General features: G+C 72.5%; 21 protein-coding genes and 1 tRNA gene. 8 read left to right on the forward strand and 14 right to left on the reverse strand.

Features of this window, described 5'->3' with window-relative positions:
- Nucleotides 1-80 precede the first annotated feature (80 nt).
- From DEI88_RS11830 to mnmA, 3 genes are all read right to left on the reverse strand, one after another.
- Nucleotides 81-1,493 carry an alpha/beta hydrolase gene (locus DEI88_RS11830; RefSeq protein WP_146246002.1) on the reverse strand — a complete coding sequence of 471 codons (1,413 nt, stop codon included), beginning with the start codon at nucleotides 1,491-1,493 and terminating at the stop codon, nucleotides 81-83.
- Nucleotides 1,494-1,703: 210 nt separating this feature from the next.
- Nucleotides 1,704-4,196: an NAD-dependent DNA ligase LigA gene (gene ligA / locus DEI88_RS11835; RefSeq protein WP_111071265.1), complete on the reverse strand. Its 2,493-nt coding sequence runs from the start codon at nucleotides 4,194-4,196 to the stop codon at nucleotides 1,704-1,706.
- Nucleotides 4,197-5,082: 886 nt separating this feature from the next.
- The gene (mnmA, locus tag DEI88_RS11840; RefSeq protein WP_111071264.1) at nucleotides 5,083-6,204 is read right to left on the reverse strand and encodes a tRNA 2-thiouridine(34) synthase MnmA; all 1,122 of its coding nucleotides are present in this window, start codon (nucleotides 6,202-6,204) and stop codon (nucleotides 5,083-5,085) included.
- A 39-nt stretch (nucleotides 6,205-6,243) separates the two neighbouring features.
- Between mnmA and DEI88_RS11845 the strand changes: the two genes are divergently transcribed.
- From DEI88_RS11845 to DEI88_RS11855, 3 genes are all read left to right on the forward strand, one after another.
- Entirely contained in the window at nucleotides 6,244-7,527 is a 1,284-nt protein-coding gene (locus DEI88_RS11845) for an MFS transporter (protein ID WP_111071263.1), read from the forward strand.
- 48 nt (nucleotides 7,528-7,575) lie between these two features.
- Nucleotides 7,576-7,656, forward strand: a tRNA-Leu gene (locus DEI88_RS11850).
- Between the two features lie 159 nt (nucleotides 7,657-7,815).
- Nucleotides 7,816-8,517, forward strand: a complete 702-nt coding sequence (locus DEI88_RS11855) for a DedA family protein (protein ID WP_111011582.1) — start codon at nucleotides 7,816-7,818, stop codon at nucleotides 8,515-8,517.
- A gap of 125 nt (nucleotides 8,518-8,642) precedes the next feature.
- Here the strand turns inward: DEI88_RS11855 and rdgB are convergent, their stop codons facing one another.
- From rdgB to murI, 3 genes are read right to left on the reverse strand one after another with little or no spacing between them, the layout of a single operon-like run.
- The gene (rdgB, locus tag DEI88_RS11860) at nucleotides 8,643-9,365 is read right to left on the reverse strand and encodes an RdgB/HAM1 family non-canonical purine NTP pyrophosphatase (protein WP_111071262.1); all 723 of its coding nucleotides are present in this window, start codon (nucleotides 9,363-9,365) and stop codon (nucleotides 8,643-8,645) included.
- Nucleotides 9,362-10,111 (reverse strand): ribonuclease PH, encoded by a 750-nt coding sequence (gene rph, locus DEI88_RS11865; RefSeq protein ID WP_111010820.1) that lies wholly within the window; start codon nucleotides 10,109-10,111, stop codon nucleotides 9,362-9,364. Before rph ends, rdgB begins: the two co-directional genes overlap by 4 nt.
- Entirely contained in the window at nucleotides 10,108-10,965 is an 858-nt protein-coding gene (murI, locus tag DEI88_RS11870; RefSeq protein WP_111010821.1) for a glutamate racemase, read from the reverse strand. The genes rph and murI overlap by 4 nt, the downstream gene beginning before the upstream one ends.
- Before the next feature lie 234 nt (nucleotides 10,966-11,199).
- Here murI and DEI88_RS11875 point away from each other — a divergent pair, with 234 nt between their 5' ends.
- A complete protein-coding gene (locus DEI88_RS11875; RefSeq protein WP_375334618.1) occupies nucleotides 11,200-12,447 on the forward strand; it encodes a nicotinate phosphoribosyltransferase in 1,248 nt (415 codons plus the stop codon).
- A gap of 12 nt (nucleotides 12,448-12,459) precedes the next feature.
- On the opposite strand, the gene DEI88_RS11880 is transcribed toward DEI88_RS11875, so the two are convergent.
- The 3 genes from DEI88_RS11880 to DEI88_RS11890 are packed head-to-tail and all read right to left on the reverse strand — an operon-like array spanning nucleotide 12,460 to nucleotide 15,682.
- Nucleotides 12,460-12,723, reverse strand: a complete 264-nt coding sequence (locus DEI88_RS11880; RefSeq protein ID WP_111010823.1) for a DUF3039 domain-containing protein — start codon at nucleotides 12,721-12,723, stop codon at nucleotides 12,460-12,462.
- A 50-nt stretch (nucleotides 12,724-12,773) separates the two neighbouring features.
- Entirely contained in the window at nucleotides 12,774-14,264 is a 1,491-nt protein-coding gene (locus DEI88_RS11885; RefSeq protein WP_111071261.1) for an ABC transporter permease, read from the reverse strand.
- A 56-nt stretch (nucleotides 14,265-14,320) separates the two neighbouring features.
- On the reverse strand, nucleotides 14,321-15,682 hold the full coding sequence (locus tag DEI88_RS11890) for an ABC transporter ATP-binding protein (protein ID WP_258374908.1): 1,362 nt from the start codon (nucleotides 15,680-15,682) through the stop codon (nucleotides 14,321-14,323).
- Nucleotides 15,683-15,947: 265 nt separating this feature from the next.
- Between DEI88_RS11890 and DEI88_RS11895 the strand changes: the two genes are divergently transcribed.
- The 4 genes from DEI88_RS11895 to DEI88_RS11910 all read left to right on the forward strand — a co-directional run bounded on the left by DEI88_RS11895 (nucleotide 15,948) and on the right by DEI88_RS11910 (nucleotide 18,671).
- Complete coding sequence (locus tag DEI88_RS11895) at nucleotides 15,948-16,643, forward strand: phosphocholine cytidylyltransferase family protein (protein ID WP_111010825.1); 696 nt, start codon at nucleotides 15,948-15,950, stop codon at nucleotides 16,641-16,643.
- A 43-nt stretch (nucleotides 16,644-16,686) separates the two neighbouring features.
- The gene (locus tag DEI88_RS11900; RefSeq protein WP_111071260.1) at nucleotides 16,687-17,505 is read left to right on the forward strand and encodes an ABC transporter permease; all 819 of its coding nucleotides are present in this window, start codon (nucleotides 16,687-16,689) and stop codon (nucleotides 17,503-17,505) included.
- A complete protein-coding gene (locus tag DEI88_RS11905; RefSeq protein WP_111071259.1) occupies nucleotides 17,505-18,275 on the forward strand; it encodes an ABC transporter ATP-binding protein in 771 nt (256 codons plus the stop codon). Before DEI88_RS11900 ends, DEI88_RS11905 begins: the two co-directional genes overlap by 1 nt.
- Before the next feature lie 114 nt (nucleotides 18,276-18,389).
- Nucleotides 18,390-18,671, forward strand: a complete 282-nt coding sequence (locus DEI88_RS11910) for a hypothetical protein (protein WP_111027115.1) — start codon at nucleotides 18,390-18,392, stop codon at nucleotides 18,669-18,671.
- Between the two features lie 23 nt (nucleotides 18,672-18,694).
- Here DEI88_RS11910 and DEI88_RS11915 read toward each other — a convergent pair whose 3' ends face one another.
- From DEI88_RS11915 to DEI88_RS11935, 5 genes are all read right to left on the reverse strand, one after another.
- A complete protein-coding gene (locus tag DEI88_RS11915) occupies nucleotides 18,695-19,969 on the reverse strand; it encodes a CDP-glycerol glycerophosphotransferase family protein (RefSeq protein WP_111071258.1) in 1,275 nt (424 codons plus the stop codon).
- Nucleotides 19,970-20,014: 45 nt separating this feature from the next.
- Nucleotides 20,015-20,926, reverse strand: coding sequence for a glycosyltransferase family 2 protein (locus DEI88_RS11920; RefSeq protein ID WP_258374907.1), 912 nt, complete (start codon nucleotides 20,924-20,926; stop codon nucleotides 20,015-20,017).
- Entirely contained in the window at nucleotides 20,923-21,816 is an 894-nt protein-coding gene (locus tag DEI88_RS11925; RefSeq protein ID WP_111013627.1) for a CDP-alcohol phosphatidyltransferase family protein, read from the reverse strand. Before DEI88_RS11925 ends, DEI88_RS11920 begins: the two co-directional genes overlap by 4 nt.
- Nucleotide 21,817: 1 nt before the next feature.
- Nucleotides 21,818-22,861 (reverse strand): glycosyltransferase family 2 protein, encoded by a 1,044-nt coding sequence (locus DEI88_RS11930; RefSeq protein ID WP_111071257.1) that lies wholly within the window; start codon nucleotides 22,859-22,861, stop codon nucleotides 21,818-21,820.
- A 176-nt stretch (nucleotides 22,862-23,037) separates the two neighbouring features.
- Complete coding sequence (locus DEI88_RS11935; protein WP_258374906.1) at nucleotides 23,038-24,786, reverse strand: S1C family serine protease; 1,749 nt, start codon at nucleotides 24,784-24,786, stop codon at nucleotides 23,038-23,040.
- Nucleotides 24,787-24,939: the final 153 nt, after the last annotated feature.

Raw genomic sequence — 24,939 nt, forward strand, 5'->3', positions numbered from 1 at the left:
GTGATGACGGTACGGACTACCGCTGTACCCGGGCCGCTGCGACTCGCCCCGAATCTGCATGGATGCTCAGGCCCAGCGGGTCAATCGCGCAGCTGGACGTCCTGCGGACGCACGAGCAGCAGGTCGGGGGACTCCGGCCCGCCACCACCACCACCACCACCACCACCACCACCGCTCCCGCTGCCGCTCGCAGCGGTGCCAGCGACCGCACCTTCCGCGGTCAGGACGGTCCGCCCCGACGGGTCCGCGCCCGTGACGAGGTCGGAGCGGCCGACCGCGATGAGCGCGACGTCGTGGATGGATGCCGTCCCCGGCACGAGGTACTCGTTGTGGCCGTACGGGCGCCGGAACACCTCCTCGTCCTCACGGTGATCGACCCCGCCGCGCAGGTCGAGCACGGTCGACCCGAACCCGGGGGCCGCCGGATCGGTGCCGAAGTACCCGGTTCCCGCCACCGGATCCCAGTGTGCGGCGCCGACGAACACCTGCCCCGCAGGCACGGCCAGCTCGGATGCGCGGGTGACCGCGCTGCCCGGCGACCCGAGCACGGTCAGGCTGTCGACGTGGATGCGCCCCGACGACAAGGCCAGCAGGGCGGTCGTCGACCCGTACGAGTGCGCGACGACGGACACCCGCACCGGATCCGCCGTCCTGGTCGCGTCGATGCCCTCCACCACCCGCTCCAGACGCACCGCCCCCGCCCGGGCCAGTCCCACCGACAACACGTTCGTCAGGTCCGGCGTGCGGTAGCCGAGCCACGCGACGACCGCCACACCGCCCCGGCCACCACGAGCGAGGGGTGTCAGGGTCGCCTGCTCGCGGTACAGGTCCGCGCCCGTCGCGGTCCAGTCGGCGAACTGCCCGGAGACGGTGAAGAACATCCCGGGCACCATCACCGTCACGTCCGAAGCGGTCGTGAGGTCGCCCATCGCGATCGCCGCCCGCCCGGACCCCCGAGGATCGAGGGTCAGGAGCTGCTTCGGCGGGTCCTCCGGCCCCCGTACGAGCGCGGTCCGCACCTGCTCGAGCATCCGGAGGCGGGACGTCGACCCGGAGTCCGGGGCACGCGCGGTCCGGAGGTCCTCCCCCAGCACCCGCCGGTTCGCCCGGTCACGCACCGGGTACGGGACGCCCTCGAGGTTCCCCACCGCCTGCGGGGCGGACGTGACCAACCGGTGTCGGGCCTCCCGGCCGAGTCCGGACCACCACCGCGCGACGTCACCGGCGTCCGGCGGGGCGTCGAGCAGCGTTCGCATGACCGGCCCCGCCAGGCGGGCGGCGTGCCGCAGCGTCGCGTCCGACGCCGACGACAGTCCCGTCAGCAGCGCACGGCCGTGCAGGTCGTCGAGCCGCTCCGCCCGGGAGGCCCGGTGCACGCCCGTCGGGTCCGGCGCCGCCGCCTCCCGCGGGGCCGTCGCGACGACCACCTCCGCAGCTGGGCTCGACGCGGCCGCGGGCAGCGGCGTGGCCTCGATCACTCCGAGTGAGTGCACCGAGGCGGTGAGCAGTGCTGCGACGAGGAACAGCAGAGCGGTCTCCCCTGGGAAGGCCTGCCCGTCGCCGCCCTGTCGACGACGGGTGATGCACGCACCATTCTACGGACGTCCTCGTCATCCGGTCCGGGCGACGTGTGTCGCTCTCGCTCCGGACGATCACGCGTCCGGATGAACAGGCGTCGCCGAACCGGTTTCACCGATGCTGCGTCACTCGCTCGGGGTCGCCTCCGTCGCCGGAGCGCTCTCCTCCGTCGCCGGAGCGCTCTCCTCCGTCGTCGATGCGACGTCGGCCGCCGCGATGTCCTCCGGGTCGCCTGCCGTGGCGTCGTCTTGGTCGCCGTCCGCCCCATCGGTCGGCTCGAGTGCGGCAGGACCTTCACGCACGAGCACCGCGAACTGGGCCGCGTCGATGATCCGCAGTCCGAGCTGTTCCGCCTTCGTCAGCTTCGAGCCGGCGCCTGGCCCAGCAGCCACGAAGTCGGTCTTCTTGCTCACGCTCGACGCCGCCTTGCCGCCCGCGGCGATGATCGCCTCTTGGGCGCCCTCGCGCGTGAACCCCTCGAGCGAGCCCGTCGCGACCACCGTGATGCCGGACAGCACGCCGCCCTCCACCGCCGCGCCGCCGGGGCCCGGGTGGTCGGGCGTCGTGAACTGCACGCCCGCCGCCGTCCAGCGCTCGATGATCTCGCGGTGCCAGTCGACCTCGAACCACTCGAGGAGCGCGTCCGCGATGATCCCGCCGACGCCGTCCACGGCCGCGAGCTCGTCGCGCGACGCCGACCGGATGGCGTCGAGGGACCCGAAGTGTGACGCGAGCGCTCGGGCCGCGACCGGACCCACGTGGCGGATGCTCAGCCCCACGAGGATGCGCCAGAGCGGCTTCGTCTTCGCCGCGTCGATGTTCCGCAGCATCTCGAACGCGTTCTTCGACGGGTACCGCCCCGGCTCTCCCCGGTAGTCCACTCCGCGAGCCTCCGGGTCGAACGGCGGATCGGTCTTCTTGCGCGCGCGACTGAAGGGCGTCACTCGCTTCGGCACGGCCTGGCCGGTGGCATCGGTGTCGTCCTCGAGTCGCACCATGCCCGTCTCGGCGTCGCGCACGATGACCTCGATCGGGACGATGTCCTCCATCGTCAGGTCGAACAGCCCCGCTTCGGTCACCAACGGCGGTGTCTCGGGGAACAGGGGCTGCGTCAGCGCCGCCGCCGCGACTTCGCCGAGCCCCTCGATGTCGAGCGAACCCCGCGATGCGATGTGCTCCACACGACCGCGGACCTGCGCCGGGCAGCTCCGCGCGTTCGGGCAACGGAGGTCGATGTCGCCCTCCTTCGCCGGCCGGAGCTCCGTGCCGCACTCCGGGCACCGCGTCGGCATGACGAACTCGCGTTCGGAGCCGTCGCGGAGCTCGACGACGGGCCCGAGGACCTCGGGGATGACGTCGCCGGCCTTCCGCAGCACGACGGTGTCCCCGATGAGGACGCCCTTCGCCTTGACCACCTGCTGGTTGTGCAGCGTCGCCTGCCGGACCACCGACCCGGCGACCTCGGCCGGCGCCATCGCGGCGAACGGCGTGGCACGGCCGGTGCGTCCGACACTCACGACGATGTCGAGCAGCTTCGTGTGGACCTCTTCCGGCGGGTACTTGTAGGCGGTCGCCCACCGCGGCGCGCGCGAGGTCGCCCCGAGCTCCTCGTGCAGCGCGAGGTCGTCGACCTTGACGACGATGCCGTCGATCTGGTGCTCGACGCTCGCGCGGCGCTCCCCGTAGTCCCGCACGAACCCGATGACCTCGTCGATCGTGTCGAACACCCGGTAGTGGGTGCTCGTCGGCAGACCCCAGCCGCGGAGCAGGTCGTAGACCTCGGACTGCGCCCGCACGTCGGTGTCGCGCTCGAGCTCCCGGACCGGCCAGGCGCCGATCCCGTGCACGAGCATCCGCAGCCGCCGGAGGCGGTCGACCATGAGCGCCCGCTTCGCCGGGGACTTGCCCTCTTCCTTCTGACGGAGCGAACCGGCCGCTGCGTTCCGCGGGTTGGCGAACACGCGCTCGCCGGCCTCGCGCTGCCGCGCGTTGAGCTCGTCGAACTCGGCGACGGGGAAGAAGATCTCGCCTCGGACCTCCACGATCGGTGGATGTCCGGACCCCGCGAGGCGCTCGGGGATGGTGCCCATCGTCAAAACGTTGCCGGTGACGTCCTCGCCCACCACGCCGTCGCCCCGGGTCGCCGCCGTGACGAGTCGGCCGTGTTCGTACCGGAGGTTGATCGCGAGCCCGTCGATCTTCAGCTCGGTGAGGAACCGGACCCGCTCGGCACCGGCGTCACGCTCCACCTTGACGGCCCACTCGGTCAGTTCCTCCGGGCTGAAGACGTTGTCGAGGCTCAGCATGCGCTCGGCGTGCTCGACGGGCGCGAACTGCGTCGTCTCGGCCCGGCCGCCGACCGTCTGGGTGGGGCTGTCCGCCGTCAGGAGTTCGGGGAACCGCTGTTCGATCGCGTCGAGACGCCGGACCATCGCGTCGTACTCGGCGTCCGTGACGGTCGAGGCGTTCTGCTCGTAGTACGCGTCCCGAAGCTCCGCGATCCGGGTCCGGAGGCGGTCGGTCTCCTCACGCGCCTGGTGGCCGTCGAGGTCCCCGACGTCGATGGTCTCGAACGTCTCCTCGACGGCGGGTGCGGCGTCCGCGGGCTCGGTGCTCATGGTCCAGTTCTACCGGTCGCCACCGACGCGGGGACGCCCGGCGGGGCCTCCCTCCGGGCGGCGTCGAGTCCCCGGGCTGCGACGCCTGCCGCGCTCGTCACCCCTCCATCCGTCGGCCCCTCCACGCCGCCGACCCCGTCGACAACTCAGGACGATCCAGCCGGGAGAGCCCCCGCACCCCGCCACGCAACCGACCCTCCTGAGTTGTCCGCCGCGACTGCCCCCCTCCCGCCCCGTCACCCGGTCCGCACCGGCCTCCCAGCAGCCCGACGGCCCGCGCGTCAACCCGCGCGTCCGCCCCATCCACAACTCAGGACGACCCAGCCGGGAGGCCCCACTCGACCACGCCACACAGCTGACATTCCTGAGTTGCCAACGGGACGGGGCCGACGGTCCACCCGACCTCGACCGCGACCGCGCCTGGCCTGGCCGCCCCGCCGCCCGCCCGGCGGCACCGGCCCGCCGGTGCCGCGCCGGGCCTCCCGGCCGCGGCGGCTGCCCCGCTCGTCAGCCCCGTTGACAACTCAGGACAAGCCGGCCAGGAGGGCTCACGCGGCCCCGCCACACAACCTCGTTCCTGAATTGCCAATAGGGCGGAACAAGCCGGGCCGCGCCGGCCCGCCGGTGCCGCACCGGGCCTCCCGGCCGCGGCGGCTGCCCCGCTCGTCAGCCCCGTCGACAACGCAGGACGATCCCGCCGGGAGGCCCCACCCGACGCCGCCCCACGACCAACGGTCCTGAGTTCCCAACGCAGCGGGCCGCGACGGCGGGAGACGGCCGGACGGCCCGCGCCGACGCGCCGGCCGGGTACGGCCGCGCGCTCCGCGCGCTGACGGCCCCGCGGCCAGCGCCGGACCACGCCCCCGTCACGCCCAGACACGCCGCCTCAGCGGACCGCAGGCACCGCCGAGACCGTGCGGTCGATCGTGCACTGCCCGAGGACGCGCGTGCCGACGTACACGACGGCGGTCTGCCCGGGGGCGACGCCGACGATCGGCTCCGCCGGCGTGACGACGAGTTCCGTCCCACCGATCGGCGTGGCGGCGACCCGAGCCACCGCCGGCACGGGGTCGGCGTGGGCGCGGATCTGGACCTCGCAGTCGAACGGGAGGGTCGGGTCGGCCGGGGCCGCACCGGCCCACGTGAAGCGCGCACCCGCGAGCTCCGCGATCGCCAGGGCCTCCTTCGGCCCGACCACGACGGTGTTGTCCTTCGGCCGCACCTCGAGCACGAACCGCGGCCGCCCGTCCGGTGCGGGGTGACCGATGGCGAGCCCCCGTCGCTGCCCGACCGTGTACGCGTGGGCGCCCTCGTGCGAGCCGACCACGGTGCCGTCGCGCTCGACGATGTCGCCGGTCGCCGTGCCGACGCGGTCCGCGAGCCACCCACGGGTGTCTCCGTCCGGGATGAAGCAGATGTCGTGGCTGTCGGGCTTCTGGGCGACGGTCAGGCCACGTGCTGCGGCCTCGGCCCGGACCTCGGCCTTCGACGGCGTCGCGCCGAGCGGGAACATCGCGTGCGCGAGCTGCTCCGCCGTCAGGACCCCGAGCACGTAGGACTGGTCCTTCGCCCAGGCCGCGGCACGGTGGAGCTCGCGGGAACCATCCGCACCCGTGACGATCGAGGCGTAGTGCCCGGTGGCGACGGCGTCGAACCCGAGCGCCAGGGCCTTCTCGAGCAGCGCCGCGAACTTGATCCGCTCGTTGCACCGCATGCACGGGTTCGGAGTGCGGCCGGCGGAGTACTCGGCGACGAAGTCGTCGACGACGTCCTCGGCGAACCGCTCGGAGAAGTCCCACACGTAGTACGGGATCCCTATCGCGGCTGCCGCGCGCTGGGCGTCCATCGAGTCCTCGATCGTGCAGCAGCCACGGCTGCCCGTCCGGAGCGTCCCCGGCATGCGACTCAGCGCGAGGTGGACCCCGACGACGTCGTGTCCGGCGTCGACGGCCCGGGCCGCGGCCACGGCCGAGTCGACGCCACCACTCATCGCTGCCAGCACCCTCATCCCTCAAGCGTACGTCGTCGGGCGTACCGTGGAGGGGCCATGAGCTCGCGCGACGCCACCTTCGACCTCCGCGCGGTCGCGTTGTCCGCGTTCCTGCCCGCGACGCTCTTCGCCATCGGCGAGGGCGCGATCATCCCGATCATCCCGATCGCGGCGCACTCGCTCGGGGCGACGCTCGCGTTCGCGGGGTTCGTCGCGTCGCTCATCCTGGTGGGCGAGCTCATCGGCGACGTGCCGAGCGGCTGGGTGGTGGCGGCGATCGGCGAGCGCACCGCCATGATCGGCGCGGCGCTCGTGAGCATCGTCGGCCTCCTCGTCGCGGTGTGGTCCCCGAACGCGGTCGTGCTCGCGGTCGGGGTGTTCCTGGTCGGGGTCTCCACGGCGGTGTTCGCCCTCGCGCGGCACGCGTACATGACGACCTCGGTGCCGATCGCGATCCGGGCCCGGGCGCTCTCGACCCTCGGCGGCGTGTTCCGCTTCGGCTACTTCGTCGGTCCGTTCCTGTCCGCGGGCCTGACGCACGTGACCGGCTCGACGCAGAGCGCGTTCTGGATCCACGTCGTCTGCTGTCTGGCGGCCGCCGGGGTCCTCCTCGTCGTACGCGACCCGGTCGACGGCGCACGCGGCCTCCGGATCCGGCCCCGGGCCTCCCGACCGTCGCCCGCACGTCCCGCTGCCGCGTCCGCGGACCCGGGCGGCGAGGCCGCCCGAGAGGGCGCCGAGGGCCTGTTCGGCACGATCCGCCGACACCGCGCGGTGCTCCTGCGGTTGGGCAGCGGCGCGGGCCTCATCGGCGCGATGCGGGCGGGGCGTCAGGTGATCCTGCCGCTGTGGGCGGTGAGCGTCGGCATGGACGACTCGACCGCCGCGCTCGTGATCGGGATCGCCGGCGCGATCGACTTCGCGCTGTTCTACACGAGTGGTCAGATCATGGACCGGTTCGGCCGGCTCGCGAGCGCGCTGCCGTGCCTCGGGGGCCTGAGCCTGTGCTACTTCCTCCTGGCGTGGAGCGACCACCTCGACACCCGGGTGGTCTGGTTCATCGGGGTCGCGATGCTGATGTCGCTCGCGAACGGCGTCGGATCGGGCATCCTCATGACCCTCGGCGCCGACCTCGCGCCGCGCACGGCGCCCGCGCCGTTCCTCGGCGCGTGGCGGTTCACGGGCGACTTCGGGAGCGCGGCAGCACCCCTCGTCATCTCGGGCGTCACGGCGGTCGCGTCCATCGCCGTCGCGAGCGGCGTGATGGGGGTGCTCGGGATCGTCGGCGTCGGCGTGCTGCTCCGGTACGTGCCGCGGTACCTCCCGCGCCCGCTGCGCTGACCGGCACCGCGGGTCCTGTCCCACCCGCTGGCTACACTGACCGTGCCGGCGGGAGTGGTGAAACTGGCAGACACGCAGGATTTAGGTTCCTGTGCCCTAGGCGTGAGGGTTCGAGTCCCTTCTCCCGCACGGAGCCGGCACCGAGCAGACGTGTGGACCGGCTCATGACCGTCCCACTGGTCGAGGCCGCGGAACCGCTACCCTCGTGGTGCGGGCGCCCGCCCCGCGAGCCGCCGTGCCGCCGCTGGCCGCGCAGCCAGCCGAGCGCCCGACGACCGGAAGAGAGTCATGACGACCGTCGCCCTTGCCCTGATCCCGTGGCTGGATCCGACCTACATCCTCCACCACTTCGGATCCATCGCGGTCCTCGTGCTGTGCGCGATCATCTTCGCCGAGACCGGCCTGCTCATCGGGTTCATCTTCCCCGGTGACACCCTGCTCGTGATCGCCGGACTCACGGCGTTCGACCAGCACGGTCACCTCGGCGGCCTGCCGATCTGGCTCATCGCCCTCTGCGTCGGCGCTGCCGCGTTCCTCGGTGGCGAGGTCGGGTACTTCATCGGTCGCAAGGTCGGTCCCCCGATCTTCGAGCGACGCGAGAGCGGTCTGTTCTCCAAGTCGAACGTCGACCGGACCTACGCGTTCTTCGACCGGTTCGGTGCACTCGCGGTCATCGTGGCCCGCTTCGTGCCGGTCGTCCGGACCTTCGCGCCGATCGCCGCCGGTGTCGGCCGCATGTCCTACCGCCGGTACTCGCTGTACAACGCGATCGGCGCGCTCCTCTGGGGCACCGGGGTGACGTTCCTCGGGTACGTCCTCGGCTACATCCCGCCGGTCGCGCACTTCGTGCGCAACTACATCGACGTCATCCTGCTCGCAGCGGTCGTCGTCACGGTCGTCCCGGCCGCGCTGACCTACGTGCGGAACGCGCGCAAGGCGAAGCGCGAGTCGGACGAGCACGGGACCGCGGGCGAGTCGACCGCCCGCTGACCCGGCCGGGAGGCCCGCCGGCGGCCCGCCAGGTCGGGCCGACCCCGCGCGCCCCTCCTCGCTCCGCCGTCCGGGAGGCCCGTCAGCAGCCCGACCGACCGGGGCCGATCCATCCGGCGCCGGTGTCAGACGCCGAAGTACTCGCGGACGACCGGCGCGATCGCGCGGAACGCCTTCGACCGGTGGCTGAGGGCGTCCTTCTCCGCCGCGGACAGCTCGGCGGCCGAGACCCCGGCGTCGTCCGGTCGGAACACCGGGTCGTACCCGAAGCCGCCGGACCCCGCGGGGGCCTCGAGCACCTCGCCGTTCCACACGGCTTCCTCGACGTGCTCCCACTCCGCCGACGTCGCTGGGTCGGACGACGGCACGACGAACGCCGCGGCGCACACGAACGCCGCGGTGCGCTGCACCACGCCGGCCATGTTCGCGAGCAGCAGTCGCAGGTTGTCCCCGTCGTCGCGGGTCCCGGCGTAGCGCGCCGAGTGGATGCCGGGCGCCCCGCCGAGGGCGTCGACCGCGATGCCCGAGTCGTCGGCCAGGGCCGGCAGTCCGGTGTGCGCCGCGCAGGCCCGCGCCTTGATCAGCGCGTTCGCGCCGAAGGTGTCGCCGTCCTCGACCGGCTCGGGACCGTCGTAGGCGACGAGGCGGATGCCCGCGAGTGCGTCGCCGAGGATCCGCTGCAGCTCCTGGACCTTGTGCGCGTTGTGCGTCGCGAGGACGACGACGCGGTCGCGCGCCGCCCCGGCCTCGGCGTGGACCCCGGCGGCGTCGACGTCGGCGTCGGCGTGGACCCCGGCGGCGGCGGCGGCGTCGGCCCCCGCCCCGGCCCCGGCCCCGGCCCCGGTCATGCCGTCGCCGTCTCGGCGAGGACCGCACGCTGGATCGCCGCGAGCGAGGCCGTTCCGGCGAGCCCGAGGTCGAGCAGCGTGTCGAGCTCGGCCCGGTCGAACGGAGCGTGCTCGGCGGTGCCCTGCACCTCGACGAAGGTCCCGGCGCCCGTCGTGACGATGTTCATGTCGGTGTCCGCGCGCGAGTCCTCCTCGTACGCCAGGTCGAGCATCGGCACGCCGCCGACGATCCCGACGGAGATCGCGGCGACGCTGTCCGTGAGCGGCGTCGCCTTCTTGCCGACGAACCCGCGCTCGCGGCCCCAGGCGATCGCGTCGGCGAGGGCGACGTACGCGCCCGTGATGGACGCGGTCCTGGTCCCGCCGTCGGCCTGCAGGACGTCGCAGTCGAGCACGATGGTGTTCTCGCCGAGTCCCTTCATGTCGACGACGGCACGGAGCGACCGGCCGATCAGCCGCGAGATCTCGTGCGTCCGCCCGCCGACCTTGCCCTTGATCGACTCGCGCTGCATGCGCTCGTTCGTGGAGCGCGGGAGCATCGAGTACTCGGCGGTCACCCACCCGGTGCCCTTGCCCGCCATCCAGCGCGGGACACCGTTCGTGAAGGACGCCGTGCAGAGCACTTTTGTGCCGCCGAAGGCGATGAGCGCGCTGCCCTCCGCCTGGGCGCTCCAGCCGCGCTCGATGGTCACGGGACGGTGGTCGGTGGCGGTGCGTCCGTCGATGCGGGTGCCGTCGTCGGTCATGGTGTCCTTCCGGTGGTGGCTGGGATGCGTGGCAGGTCGATCGCGCCGGTCTCGAGATGACCGACGCGGGAGACCTCCGGTCCGAGGAACCGGCGGGCGAGCCGGATGAAGCCGGCGCGGTCGGTCCCGGTGGTGTCGAACGCGTACGTCGGCGGCGTCGTCGCCGTCCGCTCGATGCCGTGCTCGACGAGCCGACGGTAGACGTCGTTCGCGGTCTCCTCGGCGCTCGAGACGAGGGTGACGTCCGGACCCATGACGTACTGGATCGCGGCGGACATGAGCGGGTAGTGGGTGCAGCCGAGCACGAGCGTGTCGACGTCGGCGGCGCGGATCGGCGCGAGGTACTGCTCGGCCACGGCACGGAGCGCGGGCGAGGCGGTGTCCCCGGCCTCCACGAACTCGACGAACCGGGGACAGGCGGCGAGGGTCAGCGTGACGTCCGAGGCCGCCGCGAAGGCGTCCTCGTAGGACCGCGAACCGATGGTGCCGATCGTGCCGATGACGCCGATCCGGCGCGTCCTGCTCTGCTTGACCGCGGCGCGCACGGCGGGCTGGATCACCTCGACGACCGGGATCCCGTAGGCCTGCTCGTAGCGCTCCCGGGCGTCCCGGAGCACGGCGGAGCTCGCCGTGTTGCACGCGATGACGAGCGCCTTGACCCCTTGGTCCACCAGGTCGTCCATGACCTCGAGCGCGTACCGGCGGACGTCGGCGATCCGCTTCGGGCCGTACGGCGAGTGCGCGGTGTCCCCGACGTAGCGCATCGACTCGCGCGGCAGCTGGTCGATGATCGCGCGGGCGACGGTGAGGCCGCCGACACCGCTGTCGAAGACTCCGATGGGCGCGTCCGTCACGGCCCCCAGCGTACCCGCGCGGCTCGGCCGGGAGGCCCGACACCCGTCCGGCGGTCGCGCCCGCCCATCCCGCGGCCGCTCCGACGCGCGGCCGCTCCGACGGCTCGCCGGTCCGGCGCGCGGCAGGTCGGCAGCACGACGGCAGCACGACGGCAGCACGACGGCAGCACGACGGCCCGGACTACGCTCGGGCGGGTGACCACGGCCCTCCTCACCGACCAGTACGAGCTCACGATGGTGGACGCCGCCCTCAAGGACGGCACCGCGGACCGCCGCTGCGTGTTCGAGGTGTTCGCACGGCGCCTGCCCGACGGCCGCCGGTACGGGGTGTCCGCGGGACTGGGACGGTTCCTCGCCCTGCTCGACGAGTTCCGCTTCGACGACGACGACATCGCGTTCCTCCGCGACCGACGCATCGTCGCCCCCGGCACCGCGGACTGGCTCGCGGGCTACCGGTTCCGTGGCGACGTCCGGGCGTACCGGGAAGGCGAGGTGTACTTCCCGAACTCGCCGATCCTCCAGATCGAGGGCACGTTCGCCGAGGCGGTCGTGCTCGAGACACTCGCGCTCAGCGTGCTCAACGCCGACTCGGCGGTCGCGTCCGCCGCGGCGCGCATGGTGTCGGCGGCCGACCGCCGCCCCCTCGCCGAGATGGGGTCGCGCCGGACCGGGGAACGCAGCGCGGTCGCCGCCGCCCGGGCGGCCTACGTGGCGGGGTTCGGGGCGACGAGCAACCTCGAGGCCGGCCGCGTCTTCGGCATCCCGACGATGGGCACGGCCGCACACGCCTTCACGCTCCTCCACGACTCCGAGGAGGCCGCGTTCCGCTCACAGCTCGCGGCACTCGGTGACGGCACGACCCTGCTCGTGGACACCTTCGACATCGAGCGCGCGGTCGAGACGGCGGTCCGACTGACCGACGGACACCTCGGTGCGGTCCGCATCGACAGCGGCGACCTGCCGAGCGTCGTCGCGACCGTGCGCGCGCAGCTCGACCGCCTGGGAGCGACGTCGACGAAGATCACGGTGACGAACGACCTCGACGAGTACACGATCGCTGCGCTCCGGGCAGCCCCCGTCGACTCGTACGGCGTCGGCACGAGCGTCGTGTCCGGGAGCGGTCACCCGGCGGCGGGCATGGTGTTCAAGCTCGTTGCACACGAGGACGCCTCGGGAGCGTGGGTGCCGGTCGCCAAGAAGTCCGCCGACAAGGCGACGGTCGGTGGTGCGAAGACCGCGGGGCGCCGGCTGCAGGACGGTGTCGCGGTCGCCGAGGTCCTGCACGTGGGCGGTGCTCCCGCGGACGACGAACGGCCCCTGCTCGTCCCGGTCGTGACGCACGGCGAGGTCGACGACGCGTTCCTCGGCGTGCACGGGGTCGATGCTGCCCGCCGGCATCACCGCCGGGCGAAGGCCGAGCTCCCGGCGGACGCCGAACGGATCGGTCGCGGCGAACCGGCCGTCCCCACGCTGTACGCGTGAGGACGGGACGGACTACTCGTCGCGCATGCGCTCGTAGATCTCCTTGCAGGTGGGGCAGACCGGGAACTTCTCCGGGTCACGTCCCGGCGTCCACTTCTTGCCGCACAGCGCCTTGACGGGCTTGCCCGTCATCGCGGACTCGAGGATCTTCTCCTTCTTCACGTAGTGCGAGAAGCGCTCGTGGTCCCCGGGCTCGACGCCCTCGTCCTCGAGGAGCTGCTCGAGCTCGCGGTCCATCACGTCGAGGCCGCCACCACCCGGTTCCATCGTGCTCATGGACCCAGGGTACGTCGCCGTCCGGTGGACCGGATGTGGGCTCCGCCCGATCAGTTCCGCTGCGCCGCAGCGAGGATGTCCGGCCCGGAGCGGTCGAAGAGCCGGCCGCCGACGAACACGCCGATCACGAGCACCACGACCCCGATGGCGATGCCCGAGCCGAGCGTCGCGAGCGCCCAGGGGTGCAGACCGTCACGGAACGCGCGCACGGCGAACCACCCGGCGGGCAGGGTCAGCAGCACGGTCACGACGATCGTCGCGGACTGCGCGGTGACGGCGAGCGCGCCCGTGGCCTGCGGCTGCCGGAACGGGTGGTCGCCCGGTCGGACCGCCGGGTACGGCAGGAGCGCGGACGCGATGCTCGACAGCCCGAGGCCCGTGAGCAGTGCGCACCCGGCCACGCCGAGCACCACCGGCAGCAGCGACGGGTCGCCGTAGAGCCAGACGGACACCACCGCGCCGATCACCAGGGCGGGTACGCCGACGACGAGCACGGGCACGAGCCGACCGAGCCGGTCGCTCCACCCCGGTGCCCCCGACGCGACGTGGAGCCACACCGCGGTGTTGTCGTACGAGGCGTCGTTGTGGGGCAGGAACCCGGCGATGAGCGCCATGATCGGCAGCGGCACGAGCGCCGTCCAGTGCCACGGCATGCCCGCGACGCCGAGCGGCAGCACCACGATGGGCACGAACAGGAGCACGAGGTACGACGACCGGTAGCGCGGGTCGCGGCTCCAGTAGGTCAAGCTCCGCGCGGCCACGGCGCCGACCGGGTGCGCCGGGAGCTGGTCGAACCAGCCGAGCGTGCGGTAGCGCCGGGTGCGACGACCCGCGTCGACGTGTTCCAGCAGCGTGCCGACGAGTGCCCACCACGCCCACCCGAGCACGCCGATGACGGCGAGGGCGACGACGAGCTGCCCCACGGCGGCCCCCACGTGCCCGGCCGCGGCGGACGCGGGGAACGACCACGCCGCACCCCACGGGGTCCAACCGGCGGCCCCTGCCGCGTGTCGGACGCTCGCCGACACGGGGTCGTGTCGGGCCGCCATGACCACGAGCGAGAGCGCCGGCAGGCCGAGGACCACCACCACGAGTGCGACGAGCCAGCCGGCGTCGCGGGTGCGGTGCGCGGCGAACAGCCAGGCGCCGAGCGTCGCCGTCACCCGTGCGAGGAGCGCGCAGGTGAGCACGACGAGGACGGCGGACAGCAGCGCGAGCAGTGTCGTGCCGACGCCCCGGCTCCAGGCGACCACCTGCGCCACGGCGACGACGGCCACGGCCACGGTCGGCACCCCGACGAGTCCGGCGACGCCGAGCCCGAGGGTGAGGTCGCGACGGCCGATGCCGAACGTGGCGAAGCGCCGTGGGTCGAGCTGGTCCCCCTCACCGAGCGCGAACGGGACGAGCGTGAAGCCGAGCGCCACGAGTGCGCCGACCGGCACGACGAGGGCCGCGGCCGTGGACGCCGTGTCATCGCGGAGCCCGGCCACGGCGGCGGCGGCGCATGCGGCTGCGACGAACGCGGCCAGCGCGGCGACCACCACGAGAACGGAGCGGGACGCGGACCGGCGGAGCGCGCCGCCCAGCGAGTCAAGTCTCAGTCGGAGGAGTTGTGCAACCATTCCATGCTCTCTCCGACGACCCGGCCACCGGCGAGTTCGACGAACTTGTCCTCGAGGCTCTTGCGCCCGCGGACCTGGGCCATCGTGCCCGACGCGAGCACCTGCCCACCGACGATGATCGCGACCGAGTCGCAGGTGCGCTGCACCAGTTCCATGGAGTGGCTCGACAGCACCACGGTGCCACCGCCAGCGGCGTACCGGCGCAGGATGTCGGTGATCGTGACGGCACTGACCGGGTCGACCGACTCGAACGGCTCGTCGAGCACGAGGAGCCGCGGCGAGTGGATCAGTGTCGCGGCGAGGGCGATCTTCTTCGCCATGCCGACGGAGTAGTCCGCGACCTGCCGACCGAGGGCCTCGCCGAGGTCGAACGCCTGCGCCAGGTCCGCGCTCCTCGAGCGTGCCGTGGCCCGGTCGAGGCCGTGCAGCGTCGCCGAGTAGAAGAGCAGCTGTGCGCCCGTCAGGCGGTCGAACAGGCGGAGTCGGTCCGGGAGCACCCCCATCGCACGCTTCGCCGCGGTCGGGTCGGACCAGACGTCGTGGTCGAGGACGGTCACGCTGCCCGCGTCGGGGCGGAGGAGCCCGGTCAGCATCGAGAGCGTGGTCGTCTTGCCGGCACCGTTCGGACCGACGACGCCGAACACCGAGCCCTTGCGGATCTCCAGGTCGATGTGGTCGGCGGCGACCGTCTGGCCGTACCGCTTGACGAGTCCGGAGGCCGCCAGGACGACCGGTTGCTGCGGCCGGGGCGAGGTGCGCTTCGTCACGGGTCGGGCGGCCCGCTTCTTGCCGGTCCGGGCGGGGCCGGGGGCGGCGGCCGTGGTGCGTTGTCCCCGGGCGTCCCGGGTGGCGTCGTCCTGCTCGGCCGGAACCGCGGGCGCCGTGGCCCCGACGGGCGGAGCGTCCGTGGACCTCACGACCGCATCGTCGTCACCGACAGCGGGAGGCAGGTCACCGACGTCCTCGAGCGGGAACTCCGACAGGTCCGCCGTCGCGTCCATGGTCGCGTAGGGCGAGGACTCGTCCGCAGCGGGGCCGGCGGCCGCGGTCGCCTCCTCGGCGCCACGCGCACCGCGGGCAGCGCCGGCGCGACCGCGCGGTGCACCCGGACGTGCAGCACCGGAACGACCGGCACCCGTCCGCGGTGCCGCCGGTCGCTTGACCCGGGGCTTCGGCGTCGTGCTCTTCGGGACGGCGGCGGGCAGCGCGCCGCCCTCGCCGTCGGTCCGCTCGCCGTCGGTCACGTCGTCCCCCGTACCGCGCCGTTCGTCGACGCCATCCATGTTCCGGGTGGCAGCACCGACGGCGTCGTCCGCATCGTCGGTCACAGCTCCCACCGCCCCACCGTACCAACGCCAGGGATGACGCGAGCCCGGCTCCGCACGATCACGAATCGGACACGAAATGCGCGGTGCCCGGCCGCTCCGCGCACGAGGGCGCCTAGGATTCACCGAGACACAACGGTGTGTTCACGAATCAGCAACCTGCCGCGCTCGTCCGTCCCCGGGGTACCGATGTTCTCGGGCATCTCAGAGACGTCTCGGGCAGGATCGATCAGCCCGACCGCGCAACGGCGCCCGGGCGGACCCCGAGGAGACCAGCATGACCACGCAGATCGTGATCCTCGCCGCGGGCATGGGCAGCCGGCTCGGTCGCTCGCTCCCGAAGCCCCTCACCGAGCTGGCGGACGGCCGGACCATCATGCAGCAGCAGTTCGACAACATCCGCGCCGCGTTCGGGTCCTCCGCACGCGTCACGATCGTCGTCGGCTACAAGTCGGAGTACATCGTCGAGGCCTTCCCCGAGGCCTCCTTCGTCTACAACGAGTCCTACGACTCCACGAACACCTCGAAGAGCCTCCTCCGTGCGCTCGGCGCGTCCGGCAAGGGCGGAGTCCTCTGGATGAACGGCGACGTCGTGTTCGACCCGCGTGCGCTCGTGCGCGCTGCGGACATGATGGACCAGGACCGCTCGTTCGTCAGCGTCAACACCGAGAAGGTCTCGGACGAAGAGGTCAAGTACACCGTCGACGCCGAGGGCTTCATCGACAAGCTCTCGAAGCGGGTCGTCGGTGGGCTCGGTGAGGCCGTCGGCATCAACTACGTCTCCTCGTCCGACAAGCAGGCGCTCATCCGTCAGCTCGGTCGCGTCGACGACCAGGAGTACTTCGAGGGCGGCATCGAGGCAGCCATCGCCGAGGACGGGCTACGCTGGTCGCCCGTAGACATCTCCGACCTCTACGCGGTCGAGATCGACTTCGCCGAGGACCTCGAGCGCGCGAACGACCTGTTCGTCTGATCCGTTCCGTCCGGGTCGCCTCGGCTCGATGCCGAGGGAACGCATGACCACGACGAGTGCGCCGGTGATCACACCGACCGCCCCGGCGGCCTCACGGACCGCGAGCACCCGGTACCGTCACGCACTCTGGCTCCTGACGATGCGGGACCTCCGGGTCCGGTACTCGACCTCCGCGCTCGGGTACCTGTGGTCGATCCTCGATCCGCTCGTCATGTCGGGCATCTACTGGTTCGTCTTCACGCAGGTGTTCCACCGCGACGTCGGCGAGGAACCGTACATCGTGTTCCTGCTCACGGCCCTGCTGCCGTGGATGTGGTTCACCGGCGCCGTCTCCGACTCGACGCGGGCGTTCATCAAGGAGACCAAGCTCATCCGCTCGACGACGATCCCGCGGAGCATCTGGGTGGCGCGGGTCGATCTGTCGAAGGGCATCGAGTTCCTCTTCAGCATCCCGGTCCTCGCGCTGTTCGCCGTGGTCTCCGGAGCGCCCGTGCACTGGCAGATCGTCTGGTTCCCCGTCGCGATCGTCGAGCAGCTCGTGCTCGTCTACGGCATCGGCATGATCGTCGCCCCCCTCGTCGTGTTCTTCCGCGACCTCGAGCGCGCGACGAAGCTCGTTCTCCGCTTCGCCTTCTACGCGTCGCCGATCATCTACTCGCCCCTCAACCTGCCGAAGGCCCTGCACGGCTGGTCGTCGTTCAACCCGCTGACGGGCATCTTCAGCATGTACCGGTCGGGGTTCTTCCCCAACCAGTTCAACGAGCGGGCGATCGTGGTCGGCGCGGTCGTCACCCTCGTCGTGCTCGGCGTCGGCCTGCTCGTGTTCCGCGCGAGTGAGCGCCGCGTCCTGAAGGAGCTCTGATGACCGCATCCGTCGCCACCGTCGACGTCCGCACGACCCCGGTGATCGCGGTCGAGGACGCGGGCATCCGGTTCCGTCGCAACCGCCGCTCGCACCGGAGCTTCAAGGACCTCTTCGCGGGGCGGAGCCGACGACGACGCCCCGACGAGTTCTGGGCCCTCCGACACGTCTCGTTCACGGTGCAGCCGGGCGAGTCGATCGGCGTGGTCGGGCGCAACGGCCAGGGCAAGTCGACGCTGCTCAAGCTCGTGGCGCAGGTGATGCTGCCCGACGAGGGCCGGGTCCACGTCGGCGCCGGGGTCGCGCCGCTCATCGAGATCACCGGTGGCTTCGTCGGCGACCTGACCGTGCGCGACAACGTCTTCCTCACCGCCGGCCTCCACGGCATGTCGAAGGCCGAGATCCAGGCGGCCTTCGACGACATCATCGCCTTCGCCGAGATCGGTGACTTCGTCGACACCCCCTACAAGCACCTGTCGAGCGGCATGAAGGTCCGGATCGCGTTCGCGGTGATCGCACGCCTCGAGGAGCCGATCATCCTGGTCGACGAGGTCCTCGCCGTGGGCGACAGGGCGTTCCGCGAGAAGTGCTACCGCCGCATCGACGAGATGCTCGCCGGTGGTCGCACGCTGTTCTTCGTGTCCCACAACGACAAGGACCTGCGCCGCTTCTGCACGCGCGGCCTCTACCTGGACAAGGGAGCACTCGTGCTCGACGGCACGATCGACGAGGCGCTCGACCGCTACGCGGCGGACAGCGCCGGCGCCTGACCCGCGCTCGCTCCCGCTCCACAACCGGAGCCGCACCGCCCCGCTCCACAACCCCCGTCGGCCCATGGGTCCGCCCGGCCCCCACCGTCGGCCGCTCCCCCTAGCGTCGGCCCCATGCTCCACACCGAGACCGCGTACCCCGTCCCCTTCCAGCTCGAACGATCCGACAGCCCGCACCGCTACGACCTCCGGAACCGGAGCGACGAACCACTCGACGGCCTCACCCTCACGCATCTCGGCACCGGGTACGCTCCCCCGCTCCGCATCCGCCGGCTCGATCCCGGTCAGGCACTCGGCATCGCCGTGTTCGGTGGGGCGCCGGAGGACGCCGGCGTGGTCGTCGTCCGGTGGCGCCGGCCCGACCGGCAGGAGTACCTCTGGCGGGTCGCCCTGTGAGGGCGCCCGGGCCGGAGCGCAGGTCAGGCGGTGGGCGCAGGCGCGGTGGGCGTGTCACCGCGCGCGTCATCGGCACCGCGTTCGCGCGCGACCTCGTGCCAGCGGGCGAGCAACCGCTCGACCGCGGCGTGGAACCGCGCCGTCGCCGCTCCGGGCGTCGTGTCCCCGAAGTACCGGCCCACCCAGTACTGGAGCCGCTCGGTCTGCGAGGCGTCGTGCAGCGCCGCGTCGACCCGGTCGAGCACGGCGGGGGCGTCCTCGGCGTGGAGCCAGTCCGCAGCCGTCAGGTAGCCGCCCTCGTCGACCTCGGCGTCCGGATGGACGGGCCGCGTCACGATCAACGGGCGACCGACGGCGAGCCGGTCGTAGATCATCGCGCTGATGTCCGTGATCGCGACGTCGGCGTCGGCGAGCTGCCACCCGAGCACCGGACCGTCGTCGTACACGTGGTGAGCGGCCGGATCAGCGGCGTTCGCGGCGGTGATGGCGGCGACGATGCGCTGGTGGGCCTCCCGGTAGTCGGCGTCGCGGACGCCGCTGCGGGGGTGTGGCCGGTAGACCAGCCGGTGCTGGGGCGACGCGAGCACGCGCTCGGTGAGCTCGACGCCGTGCGTGGCGATGGAGCCGTACGCGGCTGCCGGCCGGTCGCCCTCCCATGTCGGCGCGTAGAGCACCACGGTGCGCCCGTCGGACGGGTACGGCACCGCGCCGGCGAAGTGATCGGCCTGCGGACGGCCGATGGCGATCGTCCGGCGATCGAGGTCGTAGTCCCACAGCGCCTTCGACAGCCGGTCGCGCGCGGCGTCCCCGGCGATCAGGGCGTAGTCGTACGCCTTGAACTGGTTCGTCGTCATGTACATCTTGTCGCTCTCGCCGTGGTTGACGAAGACGTGCCACATGCGCCCGTACCGCATCATCTGGAAGTTCCGGGCGTTCTGGTTGACGTACAGGACGATGCGCGGGCGCTGTTCGTCCACGAACCGCTCGAGGTCGACCACTTGCCGCGCGTACACGACCGCCACGGGCGCCTCCTCGAGCAGACTCAGCATGGTGCCGGGCGACCGCGCGATGATCGCCACCGGGTGCTCCTTGGCGAGCTTGGCCAGCGGCGCGTACCACTGCCGGATCTGGTACATGTTCACGGGTCCGTCGGCGAAGTACACGGCGACCTCGATCGAGCGGGGATCCGGGACGTCGACGGACGGGAGCCGTCGGTCGAGTTCGCGGCGGTTGCGGCGCGAGCGCACGAGGCGGGTGACCAGCCGGCGCGCGGTGCGGACGTCACGGAGGATCGGCAACGGTCCCTCCTTCCGGCCGTCCTGGGACGACCACTTCGATCTGGGCTAGACGACGGGCGGCCGACCGGCGGCGGTCATGCGCGCGATGGTGATGAGGCCGAGCGGTCGGCGGGGGCCGCAGTCGGTGGACCAGCCCTCGCGGAGACCGGCGAACCACACGAGCAGTCGTCGCGGGTGTCGACGCCACCGGATCAGCTGGACGAGGGCCCAGCTCGCCACGTACACCGGCTGCAGCACCGCCGGCAGGTTCCGGCGGGCGAGCCACACCCGGTTCCGGGCGTTGAGCCGGTAGTACTCGCGGTGCCGAGCCGGGTCGATCGCGGGGTGGTGCGCGACGAGGTCCCCCGCGTACCAGGCACGCCGACCGACGCCCCAGACGCGCCAGGCGAGCTCGATGCCCTCGTGCGCGTAGAAGTACACGTCCCCCCAGCCGCCCGTGGCGCGGAACACCTCGAACGGCAACATCGTCGCGCCCTCCCACACGCTGAACACCGGACCGGACCGCTGCGGGTCGCCCTTGCGGATCCGGGGCACCCAGCGGCGGGGGTTGGACGCCCCGCTCGGGTCGACGACCCGCGGCTGGATGAGTCCGAGCGTCGGATCTCCCTCGAAGGCACGCACGGCGTCCGCGAGGAACGACGGGGACGGGATCGCGGCGTCGTCGTCGAGGAAGAACACGTAGTCGCCCTCCACGACGGCTGCTCCGGCGTTCCGGCCCGCGGGGATCCCGACGTTCTCGGCGAGCGCGAGCGGTCGGACGCCCTCGGGCAGGCCGGTGGGGGTCCAGCCGTTGCCGACACACACGACGTCGAGCTCGACGCGCTCCTGTGCGAGCACGGACTCGAGCCCGCGCCGGAGGTCGTCCGGACGCGTGCCCTGGGTGAGGCTCACCACCGCGACCCGCGGACGGTCACGGTGCGGCACCGCTCGGCGGCGCAGGGTCCCGGGCCCGGTCACGCCCGCACCCGCTTCGAGGCGATGATCGCGAGGAAGTGCCCGGCGAGCGCCAGGACCGACAGCGGCAGGAGCGCCCCGACGAGGATCCGGTCCGCCAGCGGGTGCCCCATGACGAGCCCGAGGAGCGCGAACACGAACGCGAGGATGGTGAGCTCGACGGAGTGGTACAGCCGGTGGAACGGCAGGAACCGCGCGACCTGGCGGAGGGACGCGAGGCGACGGCCGCTCGGCACCGTCGTGTGGTCGCGGCGGTCGACCAGTCGATCCAGCCCCGCGTTCGCCCGCGCCACGTGCACCATGTCGTTGAGCGCCTTGTTGAGCACGATCACGAGCGCCAGTGCGAACCCGATCGTCGTCCACGCGTAGTCGCCGCCGTGCACGGGCCAGGTCGCGGCTCGGACGCCGAGCGCAGCCGGGATCAGGCCCTCAGTCGTGTAGTGCCCGACCTTGTCGAGGAACACCCCCGCGGGCGACCGGGTCCCCCGCCACCGGGCGACCTCACCGTCGGAGCAGTCGACGAGCATCTGGAGTTGTCCGAGCACGAGCGCGAGCGCGGCCCCGAGGAGTCCGGGCACGAGCAACGCGGCCGCCGTGCTCCAGCCGACGAGGATCATGACGCCCGTCACCTGGTTCGCGCTGATCCGGGTGCGCAGCAGGAACCAGGTCAGGTACGGGGAGACGTCGCGCAGGTACAGCGACGCCGTCCAGTGTTCCGCATTCGCGCGTGAGCGGACCTCGTCGGGCTGCGTCACCGCGCGGAGCTCGGCGATGGACCGCGGCCGGTCGTACGCGTGCTCGCCGTGGTCGCCGAAGGGGCGGTCCTGGGGCAGCGACTCGTCGTCCGCTCCCGACTCGCCCGGGACGTGCTCGGGGATCTGGTCGTCGGTCATGTCACCTCCCGGTGTGGGTCGTGAGTTCGGAGGTGCGGGCGAGGAACCCGAGGACGAACCCGATCCCCCACCCGATGTGGATGCACGGCAGCACGACGACGAGCCACGCCCGCGTCACCGGGTCACTGCGGCGTGCGACGACCGATGCACCGACCACCACGAACGCCAGGTACGCGCCCGGGACGACGAACCCGAGCATCGCCCAGGAGAGGGCCGACCGGAGGATCGCCCCGACGACGCCGACGATGCCGGCGATGACACCGCCGGACACCGCCACGACCATGACCGGGGGGACGAAGTACCGCAGACCGTTGCCCGTCGGGAAGCGCCGTGCGAGCTCGCCGCGCCACAGACCGGTCGCCACGAACTGCCGCACGAGGCGACGCAGGCTCGGCCGGGGCCGGTACGTCACCACGAGTTCGGGGGTGAACCACACCGTCCCGCCCGTCATCCGCAGACGACGGTTCAGCTCCCAGTCCTGGCCGCGCTTGATGCCCTCGTCGAACAGACCGACCTCGACGAGCCGCTCGCGTCGGAACACGCCGAGGTACGCGGTCTCGGCCGGACCGGCCTGACCGCCCACGTGGTGCGGGGTGCCACCGAGCCCGATCCGGCTGCCGTACGCGAGCGCGACCGCGCGCTCGAACGGGGTGCGTCCCTCGGCCCGCATGATGCCGCCGACGTTGTCGGCGCCGGACTCGAGCAGCACGCGGACCGCGACCCGCGTGTACTCCGGCGGCAGCACCGAGTGGGCGTCGACGCGGACGACGACCGGGTGCACCGAATGCCGGATGGCGACGTTGAGCCCCGCGGGCGTGGAGCCGACCGGGTTCGGGACGGCGCGGATGCGGGGATCGGCGCGGCTCATCTCCTCGACCAGCTCGTTGGTGCCGTCGATGGAGGGGCCGAGCGCCAGGATGATCTCGATCGGTCCGTCGTAGTCCTGGTCGAGCAGGCTCCCGACCGCCGCACGGACCTCGGTGACCTCGTTGAGGACCGGCATCACGTACGAGACCCCCGGCAGGGGCTGGCCGTCTGGCTGCATTCGATCAGTACCTCGTGGTCCTCGCGGAACGGAGCCGTGGCCCACCGGGGACCGCCCCGTAGAGCGTGCACGAGCCTAGCAGCGCCGTCGACCGCGCCCCTGCGCCGGGCCGGGATGGCGGGAGGCCCGGCCCACCTCGTCGAGGTGGGCCGGGCCTCCCGGTCGGCCGCCCGGCGTCAGCTGGCCTTGTAGGTGCCCAGCGTGACGTCGGCGGTGTGGCTCTGCCCGTTCCGGACGTACGTGACCGTGGTCTTCGCACCGCCCGCGAGGTACCGCACCTGTGCGGTGAGGTCGGTACCGTCGGTGACCTGGACGCCACCGAGCGCCGTCACGACGTCGCCCTTCTGCAGCCCGGCCGACGCCGCGGCGCCACCGCTCGTCACCGACTTGATGACCGCGCCCACCTGCGTGGCGCTCGTGTCGTCGGTCGCGTCGCCGACCGTGGCGCCGAGGAGACCGTGGCTGGCGGAACCGCTGTCGATGATCTCACCCGCCACGCGCTTGGCGAGGTTCGCCGGGATGGCGAAGCCGACGCCGATGCTGCCCGACTGGGAGTCGGACGACGACGAGGAGCTGCCCGCGCTCGCGATCGCGACGTTGATCCCGATGAGACGCCCCTTGGAGTCGAGCAGCGCACCACCCGAGTTGCCCGGGTTGATCGCCGCGTCGGTCTGGATCACGGGCAGCGACACGACGTCCGAGGTGGACGCGCTGCCGTTGTCGCCGTTGCCCCAGAAGTCGTACGGGCCCTGGCCGTTGTTGCCGCCGCCGTCGTTCGAGTCACCGGAACCGCTGCTCGGCGCGCTCGACGTGACCTGGATGCTCCGGTTCAGGGTCGAGACGATGCCGTCGGTGACGGTGTTCGACAGCCCGAGCGGCGCGCCGATCGCCACGGCGGTGTCGCCGACGTTGAGCTTCTCCGAGTTGGCGAAGTCCATCGGGGTCAGGCCGCTCGCGTCGATCTTGACGACCGCCAGGTCGACCGTGGGGTCGGTGCCGACGAGCGTGCCCTTGTAGATCTTGCCGTCCGAGGTCGTGACCTGGATCGTGCCCTTCGAGCTGTCGCCGTCGAGCGTCACCACGTGGGTGTTCGTGACGATGTAGCCGTCCTTGTCGAGCACGACGCCGGATCCGGTGCCGGCCTCGCCGCCCGCGGTCACGTTGATGGTGACGACCGAGGGCGTGGCCTTCGCCGCGACCGCGGTGACCACGGTCGCGGAGTTGTAGTCGTTCACCGTGAGGTGCCCGTTCGAGGTGGTGCCCGACGAGGTCGTCGTGGTCGTCCCGCCGTCGCGGTCGGCCACCGCCCACACGGTGGCCCCGCCCAGCCCGCCGATGACCGCGCCGATGACGAGCATCCCGATGAGCGGCAACGCGCCACGACGTCGGGCGTCGCGCGGCTGACCACTGTCGCCGCCCTCGAAGTACGTCCCGTTCCGTCGGTCGGCGCCGTCCACGTCGCCGAAGGCGCTCGTCGGCGCCTGCGAGGAACCCGGAGCGGTGGTCTGGTGCGCACCCGGTCCGTAGCCGATCGGGTGTCCGTACTGGTCGGTCGCTCCCTGGCCGCCGGCGGACGGAGCGCCGTACGCCGAGCCGCCGTGCGACTGCCCGTAGGGCGACTGCTGGCCGTACTGGCCGCCCTCCTGGTGGCCCTGACCGTACTGACCGTACTGGCCGCTGTCGTGGCCCTGCTGGCCGTACTGCCCCTGCTGGCCGTACTGCCCCTGACCGTACTGCCCCTGCTGGCCGTACTGCCCCTGGCCGCCCGCGTCGCGGGGGTAGGGGGCCGTGAAGCGATCGGTCTGCTGCGCGTCCTGCGCGCGACCGTCGGAGCCGTACCCCGGCAGTCGCTCGCCGTACCGCGGCTGGTCCGCGTCCCCCGTGTCGGCCCCGGTCGTGCGGGCCTCGTCGTCGTCGGCCGTCATCGGCGTGCTCCAGTTCTCATCGCGGTCGGCTCGTCGGCGCCCCGCTCCGTGGCGGCCGCTCGACGGTCGTCGTTCCCGGTCGGGGTGGTGTCGGTCATGCTCGGCGTGCTCCCTTCCAGCGCAGAGCAGTCTCGCCCACCCACCTGAACGGTC

The organism is Curtobacterium sp. MCBD17_003 (genome assembly GCF_003234885.2).
GTDB lineage: Bacteria > Actinomycetota > Actinomycetes > Actinomycetales > Microbacteriaceae > Curtobacterium.

Coding starts and splice junctions, on each gene's coding strand:
- ligA (WP_111071265.1), bottom strand. CDS start 4,196: ATGAGCACCGAGCCCGCGGACGCCGCACCCGCCGTCGAGGAGACGTTC.
- mnmA (WP_111071264.1), bottom strand. CDS start 6,204: ATGAGGGTGCTGGCAGCGATGAGTGGTGGCGTCGACTCGGCCGTGGCC.
- DEI88_RS11845 (WP_111071263.1), top strand. CDS start 6,244: ATGAGCTCGCGCGACGCCACCTTCGACCTCCGCGCGGTCGCGTTGTCC.
- DEI88_RS11855 (WP_111011582.1), top strand. CDS start 7,816: ATGACGACCGTCGCCCTTGCCCTGATCCCGTGGCTGGATCCGACCTAC.
- rdgB (WP_111071262.1), bottom strand. CDS start 9,365: ATGACCGGGGCCGGGGCCGGGGCCGGGGCGGGGGCCGACGCCGCCGCC.
- rph (WP_111010820.1), bottom strand. CDS start 10,111: ATGACCGACGACGGCACCCGCATCGACGGACGCACCGCCACCGACCAC.
- DEI88_RS11875 (WP_375334618.1), top strand. CDS start 11,200: ATGGTGGACGCCGCCCTCAAGGACGGCACCGCGGACCGCCGCTGCGTG.
- DEI88_RS11880 (WP_111010823.1), bottom strand. CDS start 12,723: ATGAGCACGATGGAACCGGGTGGTGGCGGCCTCGACGTGATGGACCGC.
- DEI88_RS11895 (WP_111010825.1), top strand. CDS start 15,948: ATGACCACGCAGATCGTGATCCTCGCCGCGGGCATGGGCAGCCGGCTC.
- DEI88_RS11900 (WP_111071260.1), top strand. CDS start 16,687: ATGACCACGACGAGTGCGCCGGTGATCACACCGACCGCCCCGGCGGCC.
- DEI88_RS11905 (WP_111071259.1), top strand. CDS start 17,505: ATGACCGCATCCGTCGCCACCGTCGACGTCCGCACGACCCCGGTGATC.
- DEI88_RS11910 (WP_111027115.1), top strand. CDS start 18,390: ATGCTCCACACCGAGACCGCGTACCCCGTCCCCTTCCAGCTCGAACGA.
- DEI88_RS11925 (WP_111013627.1), bottom strand. CDS start 21,816: ATGACCGACGACCAGATCCCCGAGCACGTCCCGGGCGAGTCGGGAGCG.
- DEI88_RS11930 (WP_111071257.1), bottom strand. CDS start 22,861: ATGCAGCCAGACGGCCAGCCCCTGCCGGGGGTCTCGTACGTGATGCCG.
- DEI88_RS11935 (WP_258374906.1), bottom strand. CDS start 24,786: ATGACGGCCGACGACGACGAGGCCCGCACGACCGGGGCCGACACGGGG.